Genomic DNA, 23172 nt, shown 5'->3' on the forward strand with positions numbered 1-23172 from the left:
CCACAACTCGTCACCCGGAGAGGAGGGGTCCGCGAATGGCCGACCAGGACATGAATCTGCACGACGACGTGGCATCCGAACCGCTGCGGCCGTGGCTGCCCGCGGACCTGCTGGACAACGCGGCCAGGACGATCTCCGACAACAAGACGATCATGCTGGGCCTGCCCGTGCTGGCCGGGATCGCGCTGCTGGCGTTGCAGGCCGTGCTGACCGAGGTCGCGGTGCCAGGCGGTCTGGCCGGGTTCTTCCGCGCGGACGACCCGTTCGGACAGGCCGGGGCCGCGTTGCTGCTTACGTACGGCGTCCAGGTGGTGCTGTTCTCGGTGGTGTCGAGCATGCTCGCCGGAATCATCGCCCTGGCGGCCGTCCGGAGCCAGTTGGCGCACAGGGCCGGCCCGCGTGAGCTCTTACGACTGGTCCGGCCCGCGTTGCCCGCACTCGCTGCTGTCGGGCTGATGCAGTCGTTGTCGTTCGTACTGCTCATCGGCGGCTGGGGCCTCGCCGTACTGGGTATCGGCGCGGGTGCGGACGCGGCGGTCTCCTCCGACGTCGCGGGCGCCGTCGCCGTGGTGATGATGCTGGTCGGCGGGGTGCTCGTACTGATCTTCGGTATCCGGCTGGTGCTCGCCGGGACCGTCGTACTGATGGAGGGGCGGCATTCGCCGGACATCGGGCTGTACATCCCCGAGCGGGTCGGCGCGTGGGGTGCGCTGCGGCGCTCGTGGCGGCTGGTGCGCGGGAAGTTCTGGCGGGTGTTCGGGATCCTGCTGTTCGGCGGGGTGGTCGTGAACATCATCAGTTACGCGCTGCAGTTCGGGGTCACGTCGCTGATGCTCACCGTCGGCAACTGGGCCGGGCCGGACGGCAGCACCGGGTCGACCGTGGTGACGGTCGTGCTCGGCGTCGCGGTCGGTGCCGCGTCGCTGATGACGGTGATCGCCAGCCTGGCGTTCATGTCCGCGGTCCAGGCGCTGATCTACCTGGACCTCCGGGTCCGGCGCGAAGGTCTCGACCTGTGGATGCGTCCGGCGCTGCGCTCCGGGGAGGGCCTGTGATCGTGTTCCCGCTGGAGCCGCCGGTCGACATCGACCGGGACCAGGCTGCCCAGGAGGCGGCCAAGGAGCTGTCGAAGTCGGCGTACCGGGATTCCGGTTCACTGATCGGCAAGGTGTTCGGCAAGTTCGCCGACTGGCTCAGGGACCTCATCGACAGCCTGAACGGCTCGTCGCCGAACGGCCACGCCGGTCTGGCCGTGCTGATCTGTCTGCTGTTGCTGGTGGTCGCTGCGGTGCTCTGGCGAGCAGGCATCCTTCGGACCAGCAAGAAGACCGCATCGCAGGCTGTTTTCGACACGGCCCGGCCGCAGAGCGCAGCGGAGTACCGTGCGCAGGCGGAACGTGAGGCCGCGTCCGGTGAGCTCGCGTTGGCGATCCGCAGCCGGTTCCGTGCGTGTGTGGCCGAGCTGACCGAGCGGACGGTGCTGGACGAGCGGCCCGGGCGTACGGCGTACGAGGTGGTCACCGACGCGTCCAAGGCGGCGCCCGTACTGCGGGATGTCCTGCAGCCGGCTGCACAGGTGTTCACGGAGGTTGTCTACGGCAACCGTCCGGGCACGGCCGAGCGGTACGCCGCTGTCGTGGCCGCTGACGACGCTGCACGGACCGCACGGGTGGCCGTATGAGTACTACCGAAGCACGGGGTGCCGTCGAGAGCTGGCGGGCGTTGCGTACTCCGTTGCTGGTGACAGGTCTCGTCGTACTCGCCGCAATCGTCGTACTGATCGCGACCGCGTCGCAGACGTCAGGAACGTTCAGCCCGGACTCCACGAAAGCTGACGGAGCACGTGCTCTGGCAGCGTTGCTGAAGAACCACAACGTCGACGTTCACGGCACGGAGTCGCTGGACGACGCCACCGAGCCAGGTGACGGCAAGACGCTGCTGGTCGGGCCGTCCGGCTATCTGGATCCCGCTGACTGGGATCGGATCGCTAAGGCCGAGTGGAGCCATGTCGTGCTCATCCGGCCGACCAGCGTTGCTCTCCGGGCGCTCGCCCCGGGTGTCGAGCTGAGCGGCGACTCGGTGTCGTCGGGCAGCCGCCAGCCCGGGTGCAGCCTCCCGGCCGCAGTCAAGGCCGGCACGGTGACGGTCAGCGGGCCGACGTACTCCGCACCGGAAGCCGCGACCAGCTGCTACGGCGACGGGATCCACAACACCGTCGTACGGCTGCAGCTGGGCGACCGGATCATCGACGTGATCGGTACGGCGCGGTCCTTCACCAACGATCAGCTGGCCGACGACGGCAACGCGGCGCTGGCGCTCAACCTGATCGGTACGCACAAGGACCTCACCTGGTACCTGCCGCAATACGAGTCGCGTGGCGTCAACACCGGCCAGAGCGGTCCGCCGTTGATCCCGCCGTACGTCCGCTACATCGGCTGGGCGTTGGCGTTCACCGTGCTGGTGGTAGCGATCTGGCGCGGGCGGCGGCTCGGTCCTGTCGTGGCTGAGCGGCTGCCGGTGATCGTGCATGCTGCCGAGACCACGGAGGGCCGGGCACGGCTCTACCGGCGATCAAGGGCCCGTGACCGCGCAGCGGCGGCTCTCCGCGAGTCAGCGCTCGGCCACCTGCACAAGGCGCACGGCATCCCGCGGCGGGCCGATCCGTCGGCTGTTGTCGCGACAGTCGTCGCACGGACCGGCCGGGATCCGGCCATGCTGTACGAACTGCTCTACGGCCTACCGCCGCAGACTGATGCTGCCCTGATGTCCCTGTCCCATGAACTCGACGTACTGACGCAGGAGGTACGACACCCGTGACGACTACCGAGGTCACCGCGGACCAGGCCCGGCAGGCGCTGGTCGCGCTCCGGACCGAGATCGGCAAGGCGGTGGTCGGACAGGACACCGCCGTGACCGCACTGGTGCTCGCCCTCCTCTGCCGCGGGCACGTGCTGCTGGAAGGCGTCCCTGGTACGGCGAAGACGCTCATGGTGCGGGCACTGTCGACGGCGATGCGGCTGGGCACCAAGCGCGTGCAGTTCACGCCGGACCTGATGCCGGGTGACGTGACCGGGTCGCTGGTTTACGACGCAAAGACGTCCGAGTTCGAGTTCCGCCCCGGGCCAGTGTTCACGAACATCCTGCTGGCAGACGAGATCAACCGGACGCCCCCGAAGACCCAGGCGGCACTGCTGGAGGCCATGGAGGAGCGGCAGGTCACCGTTGACGGTGAACCGCGCAAACTGCCAGTCCCGTTCGTCGTAGCCGCCACGCAGAACCCTGTGGAGTACGAGGGCACGTATCCGCTGCCGGAAGCGCAGCTGGACCGGTTTCTGCTCAAGGTGACGCTGGACATCCCGCCCCGCGACGCAGAGATCGCCGTACTCGCTCGGCACGCGCAAGGGTTCGACCCACGCGACCTTGAGGCGGCAGGGCTGCGTCCAGTGGCCGGGCCGGAGGACCTGGAAGCCGGGCAGGAGGCCGTACGCCGGGTAGCGGTCCGGCAGGACGTGTTGGCGTACGTCGTGGACCTGTGTCGCGCCACGCGGCAGTCGCCGTCCCTGCAGCTCGGGGTGTCGCCGCGAGGCGCTACTGCGCTGCTCGCGGTCTCCCGTGCGTGGGCGTGGTTGTCAGGACGGGACTACGTGATCCCTGACGATGTGAAGGCGATGGCACGGCCTTGTCTGCGCCACCGGGTGCAGGTGCGGCCCGAGGCAGAGCTGGAAGGCGTCAGTGCGGACGCCGTACTGGAAAGCGTGCTCGCTACGGTGCCGGTCCCCCGCTGATGGTTCTTACCGGCCGGGCCTCCCTCTTGGCAGCTTCTGGAGTCATCTTCGTGGCTCTGGTGATGCCGTCGTGGGCTGGGATCGGTGTGGTCGTCGGGGTCGTGCTGGTGGTGTGTCTGGTGGACATCCTGCTGGCCGGGTCTCCGCGGCGGTTGCAGTTCAGCCGTGAGGGCGACAACGCCGTACGGCTCGGTGAGCAGGCTGTCGTGACCATGCTGGTCACCAACCCGGGTCGGCGCGTGCGTGGGCTGGTGCGGGACGCCTGGCCGCCGTCGGCCGGCGTACTGGATCCGCCGCACAAGCTGGACCTGCCCTCTGGCGAGCGTCGTCGGGTGACGACGCATCTAATACCCACACGTCGAGGTGACCGACAGGCCAGCCGGGTGACAGTACGAGCTATTGGCCCGTTGGGGTTTGCCGGACGCCAGGGCTCGCACCAGGTTCCGTGGACGGTGCGTGCGCTGCCGCCGTTCAACAGCCGCAAGCACCTGCCGTCGCGGCTGGCCCGGTTGCGCGAACTGGATGGCCGTACGGCGTTGCTGGTCCGCGGGCAGGGGACGGAGTTCGACTCGCTGCGGGACTACGTACCGGGTGACGACGTTCGCAGCATCGACTGGCGGGCCACGGCCCGGCGCGGGAACGTCGTACTGCGGACCTGGCGCCCGGAGCGGGACCGGCAGGTCGCGATCGTGATCGACTCCGGACGGCTGTCCGCGGGCCGGGTCGGCGACGCGCCCCGGCTCGACCACGCGATGGACGCCGCGCTGCTGCTGGCCGCGCTCGCCACCCGCGCGGGCGACCGGGTGTCGTTGCTGGCCTGCGATTCCGCGGTCCGGGCCGACGTACGACGGCCCGCGCCGGAGGACGTGCTGCCGTCGTTCGTGAACGCGCTCGCCAACGTCGACGCCGAACTCGTCCAGACCGACTTCCGGATCGTCGTCTCGCAGGTCCTCGAACGCCTCGGTCAACGCTCGCTCGTCGTATTACTCACCGGGCTGGACCCGGCCGCGATCGAGGAGTCGCTGCTACCGGTCATCGGCCCGCTGCTGCGGCGACACGTCGTACTGCTCGCGTCCGTCGCCGATCCGCGGCTGACCGAGCTGGAATCGACCCGCGGGGACCTGGTCGAGGTGTACGGCGCTGCCTCGGCTGCACGGACCCGCCTGGATCGGGAGCGCCTGACCGCGACCCTGACGCGCGCCGGCGTCACCGTGGTGGACGAGCCGCCGGACAAGATCGCCCCGGCGCTCGCCGACACTTATCTGGCACTCAAGAAAGCAGGGCGGCTGTAAAGACCTGCCGGTTAGCCGTCACGAAGGCGTGCTCGCGGTAGGACCAGGCGATGCGCTCTGCTGCCGCATCGCAGGGCCTGTCCTTCCAGAACTGCACATTGTCGAGTTGGCGTTGCAGGACGGCGTCGATAAGACGGGTTTGGTCGCGTAGGCCGTAGGCGTCGGCGAGCGTTCTGACCTGGTGGGCTTGGCATTCGGGGTCGTTGTGTTTGGACGCGATGCACCAGGTCCAGGCGGCGTACCCAAGGTCTTCGAGTGGGTCGCCCGGAGCGGCCAGGTCGAAGTCGAACATCGCCGTGGGCAGGCCGTCGGTGAAGACGAAGTTGGTGGGCGCGGGGTCGTGGTGGCAGACGACCTCATGGTCGCCGGACAGGTGCGAGCCACGCGTCGCGTCGTGGAAGTCGCGGAGCAGCGCGCCAGCCGCGGCGATTTGTTGGTCCTCCCACCGTTGATAGCGGGAGGGTGCGTCGCCTTCCAGGTAGCTGAGGATGTCGCGGCCCTGCTCGTCCTGGCCGAGATAGTTGGGCGTGAAGTCCTTGTCCGCAAGGAGTTCGAGGAGTTGCGCGGTGAAGGCGGACGCGGGCCGGCGTACGGTGTCGCCGACCCGCACCACACCGGGCGTCAACCGGCCGCCCGTGAGCGGTTGCTCGATCACTGCATCGTCGGCCGAGCCTGCAGGAACGTCCACCGATGCCCTTCGAGATCCTCGGCCTCGTAGCACCGGTACCCGTGCTGATGGATCTCCGACACGATCTTCGCACCACTTTCCTGAGTGTGCGCAAAATGCGCGTCGAGGTCGTCGACGTACACCCAGATCCCGTGGTCCAGCTGGGCCGCGCGCCGCTCGGTGAGCTTGAACAGCAGGATCCCGCGGGTGCCCACCTGCAGCTCGATCCAGGCCGGGTCCGTCCCCTCGGCCGGGATCCGGTTCCAGGATTCGAGGGCGAACACGGTGTGCAGCCAGCGGGCCGCCGCGGCCGGATCCTCGTAGTACAAGGCGATCGCGAGCCGGTCGAGCTCCCGCGGCGTGGACGGCGCGGTGTCGCGGCGGTCGACCCAGTCGCCCAGCCAGTGGACGACGTTCGGCCAGAAGTAGAACGCCTTCTCGCCACCGGTGATGAGCGACTGTACGACGGTGACCTTGGTGCCGGCGCCCTCCGCGACGAAGTCGATCCGGGTCTCGGTGTCGTCGACCGAGCTGCGGTACGTGAGCAGTGCGCCGGGCTCCCAGCCGGTGATCCGGCCCAGCTCAAGCACGTCGTCCGGCGGTGTGTAGACCTCCAGGATGCGGCCGCCGACACCCGGTTCGATCTGCATTGCGGTGGCCCGCGCGGCGTCGAAGAAGTTGATCGGGCCGCGAACCCACCACAGGTCGATCTCCTCGGTGAAGACCTTGAACGCGGTGGCGGGGTCGACGGCGACCTCCACGGAGGCGGTCGCGGACGGGTCAGTCATCGGATTGCTCCTTCTGCTCGACGTGTCGTTTGCTGTTCTCAACGTGAGATTTGAAGGCACCCAGCTGGTCCCGCCAGTGCGCCTGGACCTGGTCGAGCCAGGCCTGGACGGCGACGACGGGCTCGGGGTTGAGCCGGAACACGCGGACCCGGGCGTCGTCCGGGACGCGTTCGTCGGCGACCAGGCCGGCCGCCAGCAGGATCCGGAGGTGCCGGCTCATCGCCGGTGACGACGTACCGGTCGCGGCCGCGAGCTGACCCGCGCGCCGCGGGCCGTCGCCGAGCAGCTGGACGACGTGACGTCGCGTGGGATCAGCCAGCACCTCGAAGAACCGGTCCACCTGATCTTGCGCCATGCGTTAATAGTTCTATCAGCTGTTAACTATTGTCAACAGCTGGAGCCAAGTGACAGGCGACGCCGGCGGTTGACGGGAGGATCGGGAGTGGGGTGGTGGTGCAGGCGTCGGTGCCGGCGTCGGCGGCGACCAGTTGGCAGCGTGGGTGGAAGCGGCAGCCGGTGGGGATGCGGGTGGGGTCGGGCGGTTCGCCGGTGAGGACGATTCGGGCGGGTGACTCCGGGAGGACGCTGAGCAACGCCTTTGTGTACGGGTGTTGCGGGTTGGTGAGGACGTCTTCGGTACGGCCGGACTCGACGATCCGGCCGAGGTACATGACGGCGACCCGGTCGGCGATGTTCCATGCCAGGCCGAGGTCGTGGGTGACGACGAGCGCCGATAGCCCGAGCTCATCGCGCAGCTTCAGCAGCAACGCCAGGATCTCGCCGCGGACCGACGCATCCAGCGACGCCACGGGTTCGTCCGCAATCAGCACCTTCGGCTCCAACGCCAGCGCTCCCGCAATCACCACCCGCTGCCGCTGCCCACCCGACAACTCATGCGGATACCGCTGAAAGAACCGCTCCGGCGGCCGCAACCCAGCCCGCGCCAAAGCCCGCGCCACAAGCCCCTCCTCATCCAGCGACCCACCACCGTCAGCCGCCGACGCACCGCCCCAAGCCTCCCCACCCACCAGCCGGCCGGCATCCACCGCGCGGCCGCCGAACGGCGTGCCCTCGGGCGCGACACGCGCCTCCGCGCCCGCAGGCGGCGAGGCGTCCTCACCATCACCTCCGGCGACCCGCCAACCCTCCCGCGCGGAACGCGCCTCCTGAGCGCCCTCGCGGACGTCGGACTGCGCGGGTTCGCCCCGCCCGGAGCGGGCGGTTGCTCGTTTGGCGGGTATTCCGTGGATGCGGAGGCCCTCTGCGACTGCTTCGTAGACGGTGTGGCGGGGGTTGAGGGAGCCCATGGGGTCTTGGAGGACTAGTTGGACCTCGCGACGGAAGGCTCGCAGGGCTCGGGTGGAGTAGTTGAGTGGGGTGCCGTCGTAGGTGATCTGGCCGGCGGCGGGGCGTTCGAGGCCGAGGAGGGTGCGGGCGAGGGTGGTTTTGCCGCAGCCGGACTCGCCGACCAGCGCAACGATCTCGCCGGCGCCGACGGACAGGTTGACGCCGTCGACCGCCCGCGCGCGGCGCCCGCCGCGTCCGCGGAACTCGACCTGCAGATCAGTTGCCTCAAGCAAGAGTCACTCCCCCACCAGGACACAGGCGGCCGCCCGGTCACCCGACACCAGCAGTTGTACGTCGGTACTCGCACACACCTCGACCGCGACCGGGCACCGCGGATGGAACGCACATCCGCCCGGCAACCGTTGCGGATCCGGCGGGTCCCCGGCCAGCCCACGCGGGGCGAGCCTGGACGCCGGATCGCCGACGGTCGGGAACGCGGCGGCCAGCGCCTGGCTGTACGGGTGCCGGAACTCCCCGGACGACGGCCCGACCTCGACCAGCCGCCTGGCGTACATCACCGCCAACCGGTCGCAGACGTCGGCGAGCACGGACAGGTCGTGCGAGATCATCAGCAGCGAGATGCCGTGCTCGGCGATCAGCTGCCGGATCAGCGTCAGCACCTGCGCCTGCACCATCAGGTCGAGCGCGGTCGTCGGTTCGTCCGCGATGATCAGCTGCGGCGCGCAGGCGAGCGCCATCGCGATCATCACTCGTTGCCGTTGGCCACCGCTCAGCTCGTGCGGGTAGCTGCGCGCCCGCCAGGCCGGCAGACCGACCTGCTCCAGCAGCTCCTTCACCCGCACGTCGGCGGCGACGCCGGACGCGATCCTGTGGACCAGCAACGGTTCCGCGATCTGGTCGCCGATCCGCCGGACCGGGTTGAGGCCGTGCTGCGCGCCCTGGAACACGATCGACGCCGACGACCACCGAACCGCCCGCAACCGGCCCCACTTCATCGTCAGTACGTCCTCGCCGTCCAGCAGCACACGCCCGCCGACAGCAGCCGACCGCGGCAACAGCCGGAGCAGCGCCAGGGCCACGGACGACTTCCCGGAGCCCGACTCGCCCGCCAACCCGAGCGCCTCTCCAGCCGCCAACTCCAACGACACCCCACGCACAGCAGGAACCTCGGAAGCCGCGAGGCGGTACGTCACTGACAGCTCTTCGAGTGTGAGCATCAGGCCTCCCTGGTCCGCAACCTTGGGTTCAGTACTGTCTCCAAAGCCCTTCCACACAAGGTGAACGCCATCACCACGGCAACGATGCACAGACCCGGCACGAGGATGTACCACCACGCTCCGGCCGTCGCCGCGCCCCAGTCGTACGAGCCGCGGAGCATCGTCCCCCAGGAGGTCTTGTTCGCGCTGACGCCGAGGAAGGCCAGCGTCGACTCGGTGACGATCGCGCTCGCGACCTCCAGCGTGGTGCTTGCGAGCAGCAGCGGTGCGACGTTAGGCAGTACGTGCCGGGTGGCGATGTGCCAGTGCCCGGCCCCGAGCGCCAGCGACCGCTCGATGTACGGGCGCGCCTCGACGGCCAGCGTCTGTGCCCGGATCAGCCGCGCCGTCGACGGCCACGAGGTGACGCCGATCGCCACGATGATGGTCGCGGTCGAGCCGCCGAGGATCGCCGCGAGGACCAGCGCCGTGACCAGCGAAGGCAGCACCAGGAACCAGTCGGTGACGCGCAGGATCACCGCACCGATCCAGCCCCGGAAGTGCCCGGCCGCGATCCCGAGCACGGTCCCGATCACCATGCTGAGCAGGGCCGCGAGGAACCCGATCAGCAGCGACGTCCGCGAACCCCACCAGATCATCAGCAGCACCGAGCGCCCGGACTCGTCGGTGCCGAGCGGGTGGTCGAGGCTCGGCGGTGCCAGCTTCGCGCCGGTCCCGCTGACGACGTTCGTCACGCCGGCGTCGATGAACAGCGGAGCGATCAGCGCCAGCACGACCGCGAGGCCGAGAACCACCAGCCCGGATACACCGGCGCGATGTTTCCGGAAATCGTTCCAGAAACTTCCGAAAGCCCGTTTCCGGCGCACCCACGCGACGCTACTCATGCGGACCGCACCCTTGGGTCGAGGACGTGGTAGACCACGTCGGCCAGCGTGTTCATCACGATCACCGACACCGTGATCAGCAGGAAGGTGCCCTGCATCAACGTGAAGTCCGGCACCCGGATCGCCTCGTAGAACAGCTGCCCGAGCCCCGGCCAGCTGAAGATCGCCTCCACCGTCACGGCCCCGCCGACCACGAACCCGATCCGCATGAACACCAGCGTCACGGTCGGCAGCAACGCGTTCGGAACAGCGTGCTTCCGGCGTACGTCGTCGTCGCGCAGACCCTTGGCCCGCGCCGTCGTGATGTAGTCCTGCCCGACCTCGTCGATCACCGACGACCGCATCACCAGCAGGTACTGCGCGTACACGACCGCGACGAGCGTGAGACACGGCAACATCATGTGCTGCCCGACGTCCAGCACTCCGGCGAACCCGTCCGGCTTGTCCACGCTGGAACTGCCGCGGGTCGGGAAGATCCCCGGTATCGGGCCGATCCCGGCCGCGAACACCATCAGCAGCAACAGCCCGAGCCAGAACGTCGGCACCGACCACAGCACCAGGGAAATCGCTGTCGAAATCTTGTCGAAACGGCTTCCCGGCTTCCACCCGGCGCGAGCGCCCTGCCAGAGCCCGAGGCTGACGGCCATCACCAGCGCCGTACCGGTGAGCAGCAGGGTCGACCCGATCCGCTCGCCGATCAGGTCCAGGACCGGACGCTTGTACTCGTACGAAACGCCCAGGTCCAGCCGCACGGTCTGCGAGATGAAGTGCAGGAACTGCTCCGGCACCGGCTTGTCGAGCCCCAGCCGCGCCCGCTCCAGGTCCAGCTGCTCCGGCGTCATGTTCCGCCCCTGCGCGAGCGCCCGCACCGGGTCGCCCGGCAGCAGCCGGAACAGGAAGAACGTCGCGACGATCACCATCGCGATGCTGAGCAACGCCCCACCCGCCTTGGCCGCCGCGTACCGCAGCAGGCCGTCACGGGCCGGGGCGTGCTCCAGCTCGTCGACCGTCGCCGTCATTCGCGCTCGTCGGACGCGGCCCGGCGCCGGCGGGTCAGGAAGAAGGCGCCGCCGGCCAGGACGACGACGGCGGCCGCGACGCCGGCGATCAGGCCGCCGTTCGATCCGCCGCCGGACTTGGCGTCGGTCGACACCGCCTCCAGCGTGTAGAACGGCCAGTACCCGGAGCCCCCGTACAGCAGGCCCTTGTCCTCGGGGATCGGGGTGATGCTGGCGATCCGGTCCTTGCGGTAGCCCTCGAGGTCGTTCGGGTAGTACAGCGCGATCACCGGCGCGTCGACGTACAGCCGCTCTTCCATCTTCTTGATGATGTCGGCGCGTTTCGTCCGGTCGAGCTCCTTCTGCTGCTGCAGGTACAGGCTTTCGTACGTCGGGTCGCAGTAGAACGACTCGGTGCCGCCGCCCTGCCCGGTCGCGGTCGGCCGCCGGCTGCACAGGTGGGTCCCGAGCACCTCCTCCGGGTCCGGGTTCACCGACCAGCCACTGATCGCGATGTCGAACAGCGCCGTCGTCCCGGTCTCCTCGGTGAACTTGCTGGAGTCCAGCCGCTTGGTCGTCAGCGTGATGCCGATCTCCTTGAACCACCCGGTCAGGTACTCGGCGAGCTTGTCCTCGATCGGGGTGTCGGTGTGGATGCTGAACCGGAACTGCAGTTTCCGCGACCCGTCCGGCATCGTCCGGACCCCGTCCGGCCCCTTCTTGTACCCCGCGTCGTCGAGGATCTTGTTCGCCTTCGCCAGATCGAACGTGACCTTCTCGTCGCCCTGGGCCTCCCAGAAGAAGTCCTTGTACAGCGGCGGGATGATCGACCCGTCGGCCGGTTTGGCCAGCCCGCCCTGGACCTCGTCGACCAGCTTCTGCTTGTCGATCGCGTAGTGCAGCGCGGTCCGCACCTTCGGGTCCTTCAGCGCCGGATGCCCGTCGCCGATCGGCTTGTTGTCGCTGGTGGTCGCCCCGTGGTTGATCTGCAGGTACGCCGCCCGCCGGCCCTGGGTGTTCCACTGGACGATGTTGCTGTCGCCCTTCAGCGACTCGAAGTCCGGCGGGTTCAGCCGGCCGATCAGGTCGATGTCGCCCTTCTTCAGCCCGACGATCGACGCGGCCGGGTTGTCGTAGAAGATCACCTGAAGCTCGTCGATCTTCGGCCGCCCGCGCCAGTACGTCGGGTTCGCCTCCAGCCGGACGAACTGGTCCTTCTTGTGCTCGACCGCGACGTACGGCCCGCTGCCGACGGTCGGGTACACCTCGCCGTCGTACTTGGAGATGTCCTTGACCTTCTCCCACACGTGTTTCGGCATGATCGGCACCGGGTTGTCGAGCATCGACGCCTGCGGTGTCTTGAGCTTGATGGTCAGCTCCTGGCCGTTCGCGCTGACGCTCTGGAAGTTCTCGACCGCCGGGCCGTTGCCGGTCTTCGCGCCGTCGTCGGTCATCATCTTGTTGAACGTCCAGGCCGCGTCGTCGGCCGTGATCGGCTGCCCGTCCGACCATTTCGCCTGCCGGATCTTGAACGTCCACGTGAGCCCGTCCGGCGACGTCGTCCAGGACTCCGCGAGGTCCGGGCTCGGCTGCAGCGTCTTCGAGTCGGGCACCGTCAGGAACCCGTAGATCAGCCGCTGGATCGACCCGGTCACCAGCCGCACGGCCAGGAACGGGTTCATCGAGTCGACCGACTGCGTCACGCCGATCTTGATGACCTTCTTCTGCCCCGGCTCGGCCGCAACCGCCGTACCAGGTCCCACCGCCAGCAGACACAACGCCGCCAGCATCGCCAGCCACTTCCTCATCGGGCCGCCCACCTTCCCCAGCCGGTGTTGGTGTTTGGGGAAGAACCCACACCAGCAAGCGCTGTCCTGTCAACGAGATACGAATGTTTGTCACACGTAAGTAATCTTCTTTCCAGTTGACTACACGATCGTGTAGTAGTTTGCTGTTGTGTGTAGGAGGAGGAACTGGGATGGATCGGCAAGCTGAGGACCTGACGGCGCGGGCCCGGATCCGGGACGCGGCGATCACGTTGTTCGGGGAGCGCGGCATCGAGGGCGCGTCGATCCGCGACATCGCCGCCGCGGCGGGCGTCTCGTCGGGACTGGTGCGGCACCACTTCGGCTCGAAGGAGTCGCTGCGGGAGGCCTGCGACCGGTACGCCAAGGAGCGGATGCTGCAGATCAGCGCCGAGCTCACGCAGGACCACGACCTGACCGGGCTCGACCCGCTCGCGCTGCACCCGGTCGCGTTCCCGCTGCAGCTGTACATCGTGCGCTCGATGATGGACGGCTCGGAGACCGCGACCGCGTTGTTCCTCGAAGGCGTCGACATGGTCGAGGACTGGACCAAGGCGTACGGCATCCACCCCAAGGACCGCCGGGGGTACGCCGCCGCGCTGGCGGCGATCAAGCTCAGCGTGTTCGTGTTCCGCGACCAGGTCTCGAAGGCGATCGGCGAGGACATCACCACGCTGGACGGCTACAACCGGATCGGGCAGGCCCTGATGGAGGTCTTCACGATCCCGCTCATCACCCAGGAACAAGTCGACAACATGCGGAAACAGGAGAAGTGATCATGCCGGCTGCGATCAGCACGGAAGGTCTGGTCAAGCGGTTCGGGCGGACCCACGCCCTGGACGGTCTCGATCTCACGGTGCGAACCGGTGAGGTGCACGGGTTCCTCGGCCCGAACGGCGCGGGGAAGACCACCACCATTCGCATCCTGCTCGGAATGACCCGAGCCGACGGCGGTACGGCGCGGGTCCTGGACGGCGACCCGTGGTCCGACGCGACCGCCCTGCACCGGCGGCTCGCGTACGTACCCGGCGACGTGACCCTGTGGCCGAACCTGTCCGGCGGCGAGGCGATCGACCTGCTCGGCCGGATGCGCGGCGGCATCGACCGCAAGCGCAAGGCCGAGCTGCTCGAACGGTTCGACCTCGACCCGCGCAAGAAGGCCCGCGCGTACTCGAAGGGCAACCGGCAGAAGGTCGCGCTGGTCGCCGCGTTCGCGTCCGACGTCGAGCTGTTGCTGCTCGACGAGCCGACCTCCGGCCTGGATCCGCTGATGGAGGAGGTGTTCCGCGAGGTCGTGCAGGAGATCAGCGACCGCGAGGGGCGGACCGTCCTGCTGTCCAGCCACATCCTGTCCGAGGTCGAGGCGCTCTGCGACCGGGTGACGATCATCCGGGCCGGGCGCGCGGTCGAGAGCGGCACGCTCAGCGAACTGCGGCACCTCACCCGGACGTCGATCCAGGCGGAGCTCGTCGGCCCGATGGACGGGCTCGCGCAGCTCAGCGGCGTCCACGACCTGCAGGTCGACGACGGGCGGGTCCGGTTCGACGTCGACACCGACGAGATCAACCCGGTGCTGCGCCGGCTGACCGAGATCGGCGTACGGACGCTGGTCAGTCAGCCGCCGTCGCTGGAGGAGCTGTTCCTGCGGCTGTACGAACCCGAGGCCGTGAAATGACCGGCCTGGCCGGCACCGGCGGCCTGATCCGGCTGATCCTGCGTCGCGACCGGATCGTGCTGCCGTTGTGGATCCTGATCCTGGTGGCGATCTCGGCGAGCTACGTCAAGCAGTACGGCGACCTGTTCCCGACACCGGACGCGCGCGTCAAGTACGCGAGCAACGCGGGCTTCATCACCTTGTACGGCGAGCTTTCCGGCTCGTCGCTCGGCGAGTTCGTCACCTGGCGGCTCGGGTTCGTCCCGGTGATGGTCGGGCTGATCAGCCTGCTCACGGTGATCCGGCACACCCGGGTCGAGGAGGAGTCCGGGCGCCGGGAGTTGCTCGGGGCAACCGTTGTCGGGCGGCACGCGCAGCTCGCCGCGGCGCTGGTCGTGGTACTCGGCGCGAACGTCGTACTCGCCGTACTGCTTGCCCTCGGCATGCACAGCCAGAACCTGCCGCTCGCCGGATCGATTGCCATCGGCCTCGAGTACGCCGGGACCGGGTGGTTGTTCGCAGGCGTCGGCGCGGTCGCGGCGCAGCTGACCGCGAGCGCCGGAACGGCCCGTGGTATTGCGATCGGCGTACTCGGGGCCGCCTACGTACTGCGGGCCGCCGGGGATACCAGCGCGCATACGAACGGGCCGCTCGCGTGGTTGTCATACCTCTCGCCGATCGGGTGGGCGCAGCAGATCCACCCGTACGCGCAGAACCGCTGGTGGTTGGCGGCGGTGATCGCGGCGGTCACCGTACTGCTGGTCGCTGTCGCGGTGAGTCTCGCGGTACGGCGGGACGTGGGCGCGGGGTTGTTGCCGGATCGGCTCGGGCCGGCGGACGGGACGATCGGGTCGCCGTTCGGGCTGGCGTGGCGGTTGCACCGCGGACTGCTGATCGCGTGGACGGCCGGATTCGCCCTGCTGGGCTTGCTGTTCGGCGGGGTCGCGAAGGGCGTCGGCGACATGATGCGGGACGACGCGGCGATCCAGGAGATGTTCCGCCGGATGGGCGGCGCGGCCGGGCTGATCGACTCGTTCCTCGCCGGTGTGATGATGCTGGTCGGGCTGATCGCGTCGGCGTACGCGGTCCAGGCCACGCTCCGGATGCGGGTCGAGGAGAGCAGCGGCCGCGTCGAGCCGGTGCTGGCGACCGCGACCAGCCGGTGGCAATGGGCGGGGAGTCACCTCGTGTTCAGCCTGCTCGGGCCGGCCGTTGCGCTGCTCGCGGCGGGGATCACTCAGGGGCTCGCGTACGGTCTCGCGATCGGCGACGTCGGCGGGCAGCTGCCGCGGATGATCGGCGCGGCGCTCGTCCAGCTGCCGGCGGTGTGGGTGCTGGCCGCGGTCGCGATCGCGATCTTCGGGTTCTTCCCGCAGGCCTCGATGGTGTCCTGGGCCGGCCCGGCCTTGTGCATCCTGATCGGGCTGGTCAGCGCCGGAGTCGCCACCTCCCAGTGGATCCGGGACATCTCGCCGTTCACCCATCTCCCGTCGCTACCGGGCGGATCGGTCTCGGCCGGACCGCTGCTGGTACTGCTGGCGATCGCGTTGGTCGTCGGCCTGGCCGGGCTGGTCGGCCTGCGCAGACGGGACCTGCCTGCCTGACGGCGGTTCCCCGCGAGGGGGCTGGCAAGCGCGAGATCGATCAGCGGCGGGCGTTTCGGGACCAGCTGAAGCAGTAGGCGCCGAACGCCGCGATGCCGACGGCCAGTACGGTCAGCAGCACCGCCCCGAACGGCTGCTGCTTGATCGTGCGCAGGGCCGTGTCGAGTCCGCCGGCCTTCTGCGGGTCGTACGCGATCGCGGCCCACCCGAACAGGGCGCCGACGACCACCAGCGCGACGCCCTTCGCGGCGTACCCGATCCGGCCGAGCAGGATCGTCACCTCCGCGACGCCGCCGGCCAGGTCCTCGGTGAAACGCTTCGTGATCGCCTTGTACACCTGGTAACAGCCGATCCCGATGATCGCGACACCAACGCCGACGATCAGAACGCGGCCGCCGGTATGGGCCATCAGCCGCGCGGACAGCGACTCTTGCGCGCCGGTGCTCGAACCGCTCGCGCCCAGGGCGATCTTCACCGCGCTCACGCCGAGCACAAGGTAGACGATCGCGCGGCCGACCGAGGACACCTTCTTGTGCAGATCGAGGTGGCCCCAGCCGAGTTCCAGGACCCGCCAGACGACCAGGACGAACAGGCCGGCCGCGACGACCCACAGCAGTACGCCGCCGAGCGGTTGGCCGGCCAGTTCCTTGAGGGCGCCTTGCTGCGACGCCTCCTGCGAGGACTTGCCGAACGCCAACTGGAGGGCGATCCACGCCATCAGCAGGTGTACTACGCCGTACGCGATGAGACCTAGCGTGATCGCAACCTCGTAGGACCTGCTGTGCCGCACTTGCTGGGCGGTGCTCATCCTCCACCGGTTCCCAGTGGGAAAACCCGTCAGGCGGAGACCGGTGCCGTCGCTTCCCGCTCCGACTCGTCGACGTCGCCGTACTCGCCCTGGCGGTACGCGTGCCGGCCGAAGGTCCAGACGTACGTGAAGAACGCCAACTCGACGACAATGCCGATCGTGACGCGGACAGGGCCCGGCATGAACGGAGTGACGAACGCTTCGATCAGTCCGGTGACCAGCAGGACCGCGGCGAGGCCGATCGCCATACCAACGGTGGCGCGGCCGGTGCGTGCCAGGGCCTGCATGCGCGTACGTGGTCCTGGGACGATCCAGGACCAGCCGAGGCGCAGACCGGCTGCTGTTGCGATGAAGACGGCCGTTAGCTCCAGTAGGCCGTGTGGAGTGATCAGGCTGAAGAACAGGCCGCCCTTGTCGTTGGCGATCATCAAACCGGCGCTGAGGCCTAGGTTCATCGCGTTGTCCCACAGTACGAAGACAGACGGGACCAGAAGGACACCCAACGCCAGCGCGGCTGCGCTGATGGTCGCGTTGTTGATCCAGACACGCAGTGCGAAGTCCTGCGCGGGGTTGTCGGAGTAGTACGACTCGAAGTCGTGGTTGACGAGCTGTTTGATCTCCTCCGGCGTGGCTATTGAGCTGACGACTTCCGGATGCGCCAGCACCCGCCAGGCCGTCCACGCCGCTACTAGGTAGAACAGGAGGCCTATGGTGATCCACCAGCGTCTAGAGGCGTACAGGGCGGCTGGGAAGCTCACTAGGAAGTACTTCGAGATGTCACGCCAGACGGGCGCCTGGACACCGGTAACTGCACCGCGGGCATCCGCTATGAGCCCGGAGAGCCGTCCGATCGACACAGGGTCAGCACCGGCTGCTCTGAGCGCGGCCAGGTGCGTGCCGACACGTTGGTAGAGCACTACAAGCTCCTCGGCCTCGGCACCGGTCAGACGGCGCTGGCGACGGGTCAGGAGCGCTAGACGGTCCCACTGCGGCTGATGCACCGACACAAACGCTTCTACGTCCACAGCCACCTCCTCCACCCGTGTGATGGCAGACTAACCGGACCGAGTGTCTACGCAGGAGGGGGGCGACGTCCGTGTCTCAGCTGGTCACCGGAGAAGCCGTCGTCCTCCAGGTGCGGATCGCCCGGATGCCGACGCGGGCCCTGGCGTGTGCGATCGACGTCGTACTGCAGGGCACTGTGCTGGTGGTGCTGGTTGGGTTGCTGGCCGGGTTCCTGTTCGGGACGAGGACGAGTGAGGCGTTGGCGGTCGCGCTGATCTTCATCACGGTGCTGCTGGTGCTGATCGGCTACCGGGTCGTGATGGAGACGCTGACCCGCGGGCGGACGATCGGGAAGATGGTGCTCGGCCTCAAGGTCGTCCGCGACGACGGCAGCTCGATCCGCTTCCGGCACGCGCTGGTGCGAACGTTGCTGTGGCTGTTCGTCGACTTCGCACCGTGGTTCGCGGCCAGCCCCGGGATCGTCGCGAGCCTGATGAACAAGCAGGGCAAACGAATCGGGGACATGGTCGCCGGCACGGTCGTCATCCGCGAACGTCAACAGCCGATGGCGTCACCGCCGCTGTTCGTCCCTGGTCCGCTGGTGCAGTGGGCGCAGTCGCTGGAGCTGTCCCGCCTGTCCGACGACCTCGCGAACACGGCCCGGGACTACCTGGCCCGCTACACCGAGCTGCTCCCCGGCCCCCAAATAGCCCTAGGCGAAGCCCTGGCCGCCCGAGTAGCCGCCGCCACCGCGCCCCAACCCCCACACCCCATCATCGCCCCCGCCTACCTCTCAGCCATCCTCGCCGAACGCCGCCGCCGAGAACTCCACCGCCTATCCACGCAACACCCACTAACCACCGGACCGTTCGCCCCCAGGCCGTACACGTCCAGCCCGTACGCCGCCCACGCCCCCGGCGCGCACCCCTCCCACCCGCACGCCCCCAACACGTACGCCCCGACTCCACACGGCACACCCACCTCGGGCGGATCCCCGTATGGGCCGACCGCTCCGCCCACCCCACACGGCGCACCCGCCCCCGGCAGCCCAACCGCTCAACCCACCGCCCTCGCAGGCCCACCCGGCCCCACCGCACCACCCGCCACCAGCGGATCGCCGTACGCACCACCCACCCCAGGCGGATCGCCGTACGCCTCGCCCACGCCCGGCGCACCGTCTTACAGCACACCCGCTCCCGGCGCACCGTCGTACGGCACAGCACCGTCGTACGGCACACCCGCTCCCGGCGGGGAGTACGCCTCGCCCGCTCCGGGTGGATCGGCGTACGAGATTCCGGCGGGGCTGTTTGCGCCGCCTGATCCGTACGGGGTGTTGCCGGCTGTTGCGCCGCCTGGGTTGTTTGGGCCGGCGGTGGTGCCGGTGCATTCGCGGCCTGCTGTGGTGAACGCGCAGGGGTGGGCTGCGCCCGGCAGCGACGAGTAGCAGCAGCTAGTCCCGTCCCAACCAACGTTCGGGTGGTCACCCGCCCGCCCTCGCCGAGCTGGACCAGCTCCGGGGTTGGCCACTCAGCTGGTGGGTTCGTCCCCCGGCATGCAAGGCGCCAACCCACCAGCTCAGAGGCCAACCCCGCACCGGGCCGTACGGAACAACCCCGGAGCTTGCTTGACCAGGCGCTGGGCGTGCGGCGGCTTGTGGGGATGGCTTAGTGTTGCGACTATGTCGCATGTTGCGTGGGGTGAGTGGTTGGCGCGATGGGATCGGCAGCAGGCCGGTTATCTGTCTGATCGCGACGAACAGTTCGAGCTGATGCTCGACGTCGTGGAGCGGCTGGTGGGCAGGCCGGACCGGTTCGTGGATCTGGCGTGCGGACCGGGGTCGATCGCGGCGCGCGCCGTACGCAGGTTCCCCGACGCGGACGTCGTCGGCGTGGACCTCGACCCGTTCCTCCTGGAGATCGCGCGGAACGCCGTACCCGGCGTGCGGTTCGTGGAGGCGGATCTACGATCCCCCGGCTGGGACAACGCACTGGACGACACGACGGACGACGCGGTGGGTGGGGTGATGGATGCGGTTTGTTCGGCGACTGCTTTGCATTGGTTGGGTCCGGTGGAGTTGGGGCGGGTGGCGCAGGTGTTGGCGCGGCGGGTTCGGTCCGGTGGGGTGTTTTTGAATGCGGACACGATGCGGCTGGGGCCGGTGGACGTGCCTCGGTTGGATGCGGTCGCGGTGGAGCTGCGCAATCGGATCTGGGCTGACTCTCACGCCGCCGGCGTCGAGGACTGGGCTGGTTGGTGGGACGCGGCCGCCGCGGAGCCGGCGTTCGGGGAGTTGCTGGCTGAGCGGGCTCGGCGGTTTGCGGATCGGGGGACTTCGCGGGACATCACGCTCACCGACACCGTGGAGGCTTTCGGTAAGGCCGGGTTCGCGGAGGTTGCCGTGCTCGGGCAGGTCGCGGACAAGCACCTCTTTGCCGCCATCCGATAAAGAAACACCCCGCACCGAGCGGTGCGGGGTGCTCAGCAACACATCCTCAGTAGCGGTAGGCCTCCGCCTTGTACGGGCCTTCGATCGGTACGCCGAGGTACGCGGACTGCTCCTTCGTCAGCTCGGTCAGCTTCACGCCGAGCGCGTCGAGGTGCAGCCGGGCGACCATCTCGTCGAGGTGCTTCGGGAGCACGTAGACCTCGGTCGGGTAGTCGGCGGTCTTCACGAACAGCTCGATCTGCGCGAGCACCTGGTTGGTGAACGAGTTCGACATCACGAACGACGGGTGACCGGTCGCGTTGCCGAGGTTCAGCAGCCGGCCTTCGGACAGCACGATGATCGTGTGGCCGTCCGAGAAGCGGAACTCGTCGACCTGCGGCTTGATGTTGACCCGCTCGATCCCCGGCACCTTGTACAGCCCGGCCATGTCGATCTCGTTGTCGAAGTGGCCGATGTTGCCGACGATCGCCTGGTGCTTCATCGCCTTCATGTGGTCGGCGGTGATGACGTCCTTGTTGCCGGTGGTGGTGACGAAGATGTCGGCGATCCCGACCACGTCGTCCACGGTCGACACCTGGTAGCCGTCCATCGCGGCCTGCAGCGCGCAGATCGGGTCGATCTCGGTGACGATCACCCGGGCGCCCTGCCCACGCAGCGATTCGGCGCAGCCCTTGCCGACGTCGCCGTACCCGCAGACGACCGCGACCTTGCCGCCGATCAGGACGTCGGTGGCGCGGTTGATGCCGTCGATCAGCGAGTGCCGGCAGCCGTACTTGTTGTCGAACTTCGACTTGGTGACCGAGTCGTTGACGTTGATTGCCGGGAACAGCAGCGCGCCGGCCTTGTGCATCTCGTACAGCCGGTGCACGCCGGTGGTGGTCTCCTCGGTGACACCCTTGATGCCCTGGCCGATCGTCGTCCACTTGTCCGGCGACTCGGCGAGCGTGCGGGTGAGCAGCTTCAGGACGACGCCGTACTCCTCGGAGTCCGCGGTCGCCGGGTCCGGTACGGCGCCCGCCTTCTCGAACTCGGTGCCCTTGTGGACCAGCATCGTGGCGTCGCCGCCGTCGTCGAGGATCATGTTCGGGCCTTCACCACCGGGCCAGGTCAGCGCCTGCTCGGTGCACCACCAGTACTCCTCCAGCGTCTCGCCCTTCCAGGCGAAGACCGGGACACCGGCCGGGGCGTCGGCGGTACCGCTGCCGACGACGACCGCGGCGGCCGCGTGGTCCTGGGTGGAGAAGATGTTGCACGACACCCAGCGCACCTCGGCGCCGAGCGCGGTCAGCGTCTCGATCAGTACCGCGGTCTGGATCGTCATGTGCAGCGAACCCATGATCCGCGCGCCGGCCAGCGGCTTGCTGTCGCCGTACTGCTTGCGCATCGCCATCAGGCCGGGCATCTCGTGCTCGGCCAGCCGGATCTCCTTGCGCCCGAACTCGGCGAGCCCGAGGTCTGCCACCTTGTAGTCGAAGGTCATGCCGCTCCCCTGAAGCTGTGATTGGTACCTGCCCGAGCCTAGAGGGCCGAGCCACGCGGTTTGATCGCTCGCAGCGCGTTTTTGACACCGAAATGTCAGGATTGATGCTATGCGCATCACCGAGGCCGCTCGCCAACTGGGTACCACTCCGCGCATGCTGCGCTACCGGGAGGCCCTCGGGCTGCTCCCGCGCTCGCGATCCGAGCACACAGCGCAGCGCCAGTACGACGACCGGGACCTGGCCGCCGTACAACTCGCGCTCGATCTCGAACGCCGGTACGACGTGACGCCGGCGGCACTCGCGTTCGCGCTGAGAGCCCTGGCCGAGCCGTCCGTGGCCGCGGACATCCGCAACCTCGGCTACCGCACCGGCCGCCTCAGCGCCCCACCCAGCCAAGCCGAGATCGACCGCGAGCGCGCCCTCCGCTGGCTCGGCCGCTCCGGCGTACTCCCTCCGAAACCCCGTTAGTGGGAGGGGGCTTCGGGGACGGCGGGGCGGTCTTCGCGGGTGTAGTTCTCGACGTAGATGTCGGGCTCGAGGTAGATGTGCTGGCTCATCGGCTCGGCCTCGCGGATGGCGTGTTCGGCGGCGTTGATGGTCTGTGCGACCACCGCGGCGTCCGACGTCGGCTCGACCGCGACCTTGGCCGCGACCAGTACTTCCTCCGGACCGAGGTGCAGGGTGCGGACGTGGATCAGCCGCTGCACGCCGGGCGTGTTCTCGATCGCGGCGACGATCCGCTGCTGGGCCTCGCGGGTCGCGGACTCGCCGAGCAGCAGCGACTTCATCTCGATCGCGAGGAAGATCGCCACGCAGACCAGCAGCGCGCCGATCGCCATCGACCCCAGGCCGTCGAACACACCGTTGCCGGTGGCAAGCGTCAGGACGACGCCGATCAGCGCCAGCACCAGGCCGGTGAGCGCGGCGAAGTCCTCGAGCAGGATGACCGGCAGCTCCGGCGCCCGGGCGTTCCGGATGAACCGGACCCAGGACACCTTGCCGCGCAGCTTGTTCGACTCGTGTACCGCGGTCCGGAACGACAGCCCTTCCATCACGATCCCGAGCAGCAGCACCACGACCGGCACCCACTGCCAGCTGTGGATCCCGTGCGGGTCGTGGACCTTGTGGTACCCCTCGTACAGCGCGAACAGACCGCCAACACTGAACAGCACGATCGACACGACGAACGAGTAGACGTACCGTTCCCGACCGAAGCCGAACTGGTGCAGCTCGTCCGCGGCCCGCTTGGCCCGCTTGCTGCCGAGCAGCAGCAGGCCCTGGTTGCCGGAGTCGGCGAGTGAGTGGATCGCTTCGGCGAGCATCGAGGCCGACTGGGTCAGCCCCCAGGCGGCGAACTTCGTCACCGCGATGCCGAGGTTGGCCGCCAGAGCCGCGACAACGGCCTTGTTCCCGCCACCAGCCATGGTTGT

General features: G+C 68.7%; 23 protein-coding genes. 11 read left to right on the forward strand and 12 right to left on the reverse strand.

What is annotated here, in order from left to right; genetic code table 11:
- The first annotated feature begins 35 nt into the window (after positions 1 to 35).
- Genes ACXJJ3_RS14400 through ACXJJ3_RS14420 form a run of 5 tightly spaced genes read left to right on the forward strand, consistent with a single transcriptional unit; the run spans position 36 to position 5077 of the window.
- The gene (locus tag ACXJJ3_RS14400) at positions 36 to 1055 is read left to right on the forward strand and encodes a hypothetical protein (protein WP_458170536.1); all 1020 of its coding nucleotides are present in this window, start codon (positions 36 to 38) and stop codon (positions 1053 to 1055) included.
- A complete protein-coding gene (locus ACXJJ3_RS14405) occupies positions 1052 to 1681 on the forward strand; it encodes a DUF4129 domain-containing protein (RefSeq protein WP_458170537.1) in 630 nt (209 codons plus the stop codon). Before ACXJJ3_RS14400 ends, ACXJJ3_RS14405 begins: the two co-directional genes overlap by 4 nt.
- The gene (locus tag ACXJJ3_RS14410; RefSeq protein ID WP_458170538.1) at positions 1678 to 2817 is read left to right on the forward strand and encodes a DUF4350 domain-containing protein; all 1140 of its coding nucleotides are present in this window, start codon (positions 1678 to 1680) and stop codon (positions 2815 to 2817) included. Before ACXJJ3_RS14405 ends, ACXJJ3_RS14410 begins: the two co-directional genes overlap by 4 nt.
- Complete coding sequence (locus ACXJJ3_RS14415; protein WP_458170539.1) at positions 2814 to 3785, forward strand: AAA family ATPase; 972 nt, start codon at positions 2814 to 2816, stop codon at positions 3783 to 3785. Before ACXJJ3_RS14410 ends, ACXJJ3_RS14415 begins: the two co-directional genes overlap by 4 nt.
- 50 nt (positions 3786 to 3835) lie before the next feature.
- On the forward strand, positions 3836 to 5077 hold the full coding sequence (locus ACXJJ3_RS14420; protein WP_458170540.1) for a DUF58 domain-containing protein: 1242 nt from the start codon (positions 3836 to 3838) through the stop codon (positions 5075 to 5077).
- Here ACXJJ3_RS14420 and ACXJJ3_RS14425 read toward each other — a convergent pair.
- The 8 genes from ACXJJ3_RS14425 to ACXJJ3_RS14460 are packed head-to-tail and all read right to left on the reverse strand — an operon-like array spanning position 5055 to position 12747.
- Entirely contained in the window at positions 5055 to 5765 is a 711-nt protein-coding gene (locus tag ACXJJ3_RS14425) for a phosphotransferase (RefSeq protein WP_458170541.1), read from the reverse strand. The two genes, ACXJJ3_RS14420 and ACXJJ3_RS14425, sit on opposite strands and share 23 nt — an antisense overlap.
- A complete protein-coding gene (locus ACXJJ3_RS14430) occupies positions 5729 to 6532 on the reverse strand; it encodes a VOC family protein (protein ID WP_458170542.1) in 804 nt (267 codons plus the stop codon). Before ACXJJ3_RS14430 ends, ACXJJ3_RS14425 begins: the two co-directional genes overlap by 37 nt.
- On the reverse strand, positions 6525 to 6887 hold the full coding sequence (locus ACXJJ3_RS14435; protein WP_458170543.1) for an ArsR/SmtB family transcription factor: 363 nt from the start codon (positions 6885 to 6887) through the stop codon (positions 6525 to 6527). The genes ACXJJ3_RS14430 and ACXJJ3_RS14435 overlap by 8 nt, the downstream gene beginning before the upstream one ends.
- Positions 6888 to 6909: 22 nt before the next feature.
- Positions 6910 to 8112 carry an ABC transporter ATP-binding protein gene (locus ACXJJ3_RS14440; protein WP_458170544.1) on the reverse strand — a complete coding sequence of 401 codons (1203 nt, stop codon included), beginning with the start codon at positions 8110 to 8112 and terminating at the stop codon, positions 6910 to 6912.
- A 3-nt stretch (positions 8113 to 8115) separates the two neighbouring features.
- On the reverse strand, positions 8116 to 9057 hold the full coding sequence (locus ACXJJ3_RS14445; protein ID WP_458170545.1) for an ABC transporter ATP-binding protein: 942 nt from the start codon (positions 9055 to 9057) through the stop codon (positions 8116 to 8118).
- Positions 9057 to 9941 (reverse strand): ABC transporter permease, encoded by an 885-nt coding sequence (locus ACXJJ3_RS14450; protein ID WP_458170546.1) that lies wholly within the window; start codon positions 9939 to 9941, stop codon positions 9057 to 9059. The genes ACXJJ3_RS14445 and ACXJJ3_RS14450 overlap by 1 nt, the downstream gene beginning before the upstream one ends.
- Entirely contained in the window at positions 9938 to 10960 is a 1023-nt protein-coding gene (locus ACXJJ3_RS14455; protein ID WP_458170547.1) for an ABC transporter permease, read from the reverse strand. The genes ACXJJ3_RS14450 and ACXJJ3_RS14455 overlap by 4 nt, the downstream gene beginning before the upstream one ends.
- Positions 10957 to 12747: an ABC transporter substrate-binding protein gene (locus ACXJJ3_RS14460; protein ID WP_458170548.1), complete on the reverse strand. Its 1791-nt coding sequence runs from the start codon at positions 12745 to 12747 to the stop codon at positions 10957 to 10959. Before ACXJJ3_RS14460 ends, ACXJJ3_RS14455 begins: the two co-directional genes overlap by 4 nt.
- A 170-nt stretch (positions 12748 to 12917) precedes the next feature.
- Between ACXJJ3_RS14460 and ACXJJ3_RS14465 the strand changes: the two genes are divergently transcribed.
- From ACXJJ3_RS14465 to ACXJJ3_RS14475, 3 genes are read left to right on the forward strand one after another with little or no spacing between them, the layout of a single operon-like run.
- Positions 12918 to 13520 (forward strand): TetR/AcrR family transcriptional regulator, encoded by a 603-nt coding sequence (locus ACXJJ3_RS14465; protein WP_458170549.1) that lies wholly within the window; start codon positions 12918 to 12920, stop codon positions 13518 to 13520.
- A gap of 2 nt (positions 13521 to 13522) precedes the next feature.
- A complete protein-coding gene (locus ACXJJ3_RS14470) occupies positions 13523 to 14419 on the forward strand; it encodes an ABC transporter ATP-binding protein (protein WP_458170550.1) in 897 nt (298 codons plus the stop codon).
- Positions 14416 to 16002, forward strand: a complete 1587-nt coding sequence (locus ACXJJ3_RS14475) for an ABC transporter permease (RefSeq protein ID WP_458170551.1) — start codon at positions 14416 to 14418, stop codon at positions 16000 to 16002. Before ACXJJ3_RS14470 ends, ACXJJ3_RS14475 begins: the two co-directional genes overlap by 4 nt.
- A gap of 40 nt (positions 16003 to 16042) precedes the next feature.
- Here the strand turns inward: ACXJJ3_RS14475 and ACXJJ3_RS14480 are convergent, their stop codons facing one another.
- Both ACXJJ3_RS14480 and ACXJJ3_RS14485 read right to left on the reverse strand, forming a co-directional pair.
- Positions 16043 to 16810: a DUF1206 domain-containing protein gene (locus ACXJJ3_RS14480; RefSeq protein WP_458170552.1), complete on the reverse strand. Its 768-nt coding sequence runs from the start codon at positions 16808 to 16810 to the stop codon at positions 16043 to 16045.
- A 29-nt stretch (positions 16811 to 16839) separates the two neighbouring features.
- Positions 16840 to 17835, reverse strand: coding sequence for a stage II sporulation protein M (locus ACXJJ3_RS14485; protein WP_458170553.1), 996 nt, complete (start codon positions 17833 to 17835; stop codon positions 16840 to 16842).
- Positions 17836 to 17906: 71 nt separating this feature from the next.
- On the opposite strand from ACXJJ3_RS14485, the gene ACXJJ3_RS14490 reads away from it, so the two are divergent.
- Both ACXJJ3_RS14490 and ACXJJ3_RS14495 read left to right on the forward strand, forming a co-directional pair.
- Positions 17907 to 19259, forward strand: a complete 1353-nt coding sequence (locus tag ACXJJ3_RS14490) for an RDD family protein (protein ID WP_458170554.1) — start codon at positions 17907 to 17909, stop codon at positions 19257 to 19259.
- 234 nt (positions 19260 to 19493) lie between these two features.
- Positions 19494 to 20261: a class I SAM-dependent methyltransferase gene (locus ACXJJ3_RS14495; RefSeq protein ID WP_458170555.1), complete on the forward strand. Its 768-nt coding sequence runs from the start codon at positions 19494 to 19496 to the stop codon at positions 20259 to 20261.
- 46 nt (positions 20262 to 20307) lie between these two features.
- On the opposite strand, the gene ahcY is transcribed toward ACXJJ3_RS14495, so the two are convergent.
- Entirely contained in the window at positions 20308 to 21741 is a 1434-nt protein-coding gene (gene ahcY, locus ACXJJ3_RS14500) for an adenosylhomocysteinase (RefSeq protein WP_458170556.1), read from the reverse strand.
- Between the two features lie 109 nt (positions 21742 to 21850).
- On the opposite strand from ahcY, the gene ACXJJ3_RS14505 reads away from it, so the two are divergent.
- Positions 21851 to 22210, forward strand: coding sequence for a MerR family transcriptional regulator (locus ACXJJ3_RS14505; protein ID WP_458170557.1), 360 nt, complete (start codon positions 21851 to 21853; stop codon positions 22208 to 22210).
- On the opposite strand, the gene ACXJJ3_RS14510 is transcribed toward ACXJJ3_RS14505, so the two are convergent.
- Positions 22207 to 23166: a cation diffusion facilitator family transporter gene (locus tag ACXJJ3_RS14510; protein WP_458170558.1), complete on the reverse strand. Its 960-nt coding sequence runs from the start codon at positions 23164 to 23166 to the stop codon at positions 22207 to 22209. The genes ACXJJ3_RS14505 and ACXJJ3_RS14510 overlap by 4 nt on opposite strands.
- Positions 23167 to 23172: the final 6 nt, after the last annotated feature.

The sequence above is a fragment of the Kribbella sp. WER1 genome, assembly GCF_054189145.1.

Bases quoted from the DNA above. Each gene is read 5' to 3' on its own strand.
- ACXJJ3_RS14495 (WP_458170555.1), top strand. From the start codon at position 19,494: ATGTCGCATGTTGCGTGGGGTGAGTGGTTGGCGCGATGGGATCGGCAG.
- ACXJJ3_RS14470 (WP_458170550.1), top strand. From the start codon at position 13,523: ATGCCGGCTGCGATCAGCACGGAAGGTCTGGTCAAGCGGTTCGGGCGG.
- ACXJJ3_RS14465 (WP_458170549.1), top strand. From the start codon at position 12,918: ATGGATCGGCAAGCTGAGGACCTGACGGCGCGGGCCCGGATCCGGGAC.
- ACXJJ3_RS14480 (WP_458170552.1), bottom strand. From the start codon at position 16,810: ATGAGCACCGCCCAGCAAGTGCGGCACAGCAGGTCCTACGAGGTTGCG.
- ACXJJ3_RS14455 (WP_458170547.1), bottom strand. From the start codon at position 10,960: ATGACGGCGACGGTCGACGAGCTGGAGCACGCCCCGGCCCGTGACGGC.
- ACXJJ3_RS14435 (WP_458170543.1), bottom strand. From the start codon at position 6,887: ATGGCGCAAGATCAGGTGGACCGGTTCTTCGAGGTGCTGGCTGATCCC.
- ACXJJ3_RS14460 (WP_458170548.1), bottom strand. From the start codon at position 12,747: ATGAGGAAGTGGCTGGCGATGCTGGCGGCGTTGTGTCTGCTGGCGGTG.
- ACXJJ3_RS14410 (WP_458170538.1), top strand. From the start codon at position 1,678: ATGAGTACTACCGAAGCACGGGGTGCCGTCGAGAGCTGGCGGGCGTTG.
- ACXJJ3_RS14450 (WP_458170546.1), bottom strand. From the start codon at position 9,941: ATGAGTAGCGTCGCGTGGGTGCGCCGGAAACGGGCTTTCGGAAGTTTC.
- ACXJJ3_RS14400 (WP_458170536.1), top strand. From the start codon at position 36: ATGGCCGACCAGGACATGAATCTGCACGACGACGTGGCATCCGAACCG.
- ACXJJ3_RS14505 (WP_458170557.1), top strand. From the start codon at position 21,851: ATGCGCATCACCGAGGCCGCTCGCCAACTGGGTACCACTCCGCGCATG.
- ahcY (WP_458170556.1), bottom strand. From the start codon at position 21,741: ATGACCTTCGACTACAAGGTGGCAGACCTCGGGCTCGCCGAGTTCGGG.
- ACXJJ3_RS14445 (WP_458170545.1), bottom strand. From the start codon at position 9,057: ATGCTCACACTCGAAGAGCTGTCAGTGACGTACCGCCTCGCGGCTTCC.
- ACXJJ3_RS14475 (WP_458170551.1), top strand. From the start codon at position 14,416: ATGACCGGCCTGGCCGGCACCGGCGGCCTGATCCGGCTGATCCTGCGT.
- ACXJJ3_RS14430 (WP_458170542.1), bottom strand. From the start codon at position 6,532: ATGACTGACCCGTCCGCGACCGCCTCCGTGGAGGTCGCCGTCGACCCC.
- ACXJJ3_RS14510 (WP_458170558.1), bottom strand. From the start codon at position 23,166: ATGGCTGGTGGCGGGAACAAGGCCGTTGTCGCGGCTCTGGCGGCCAAC.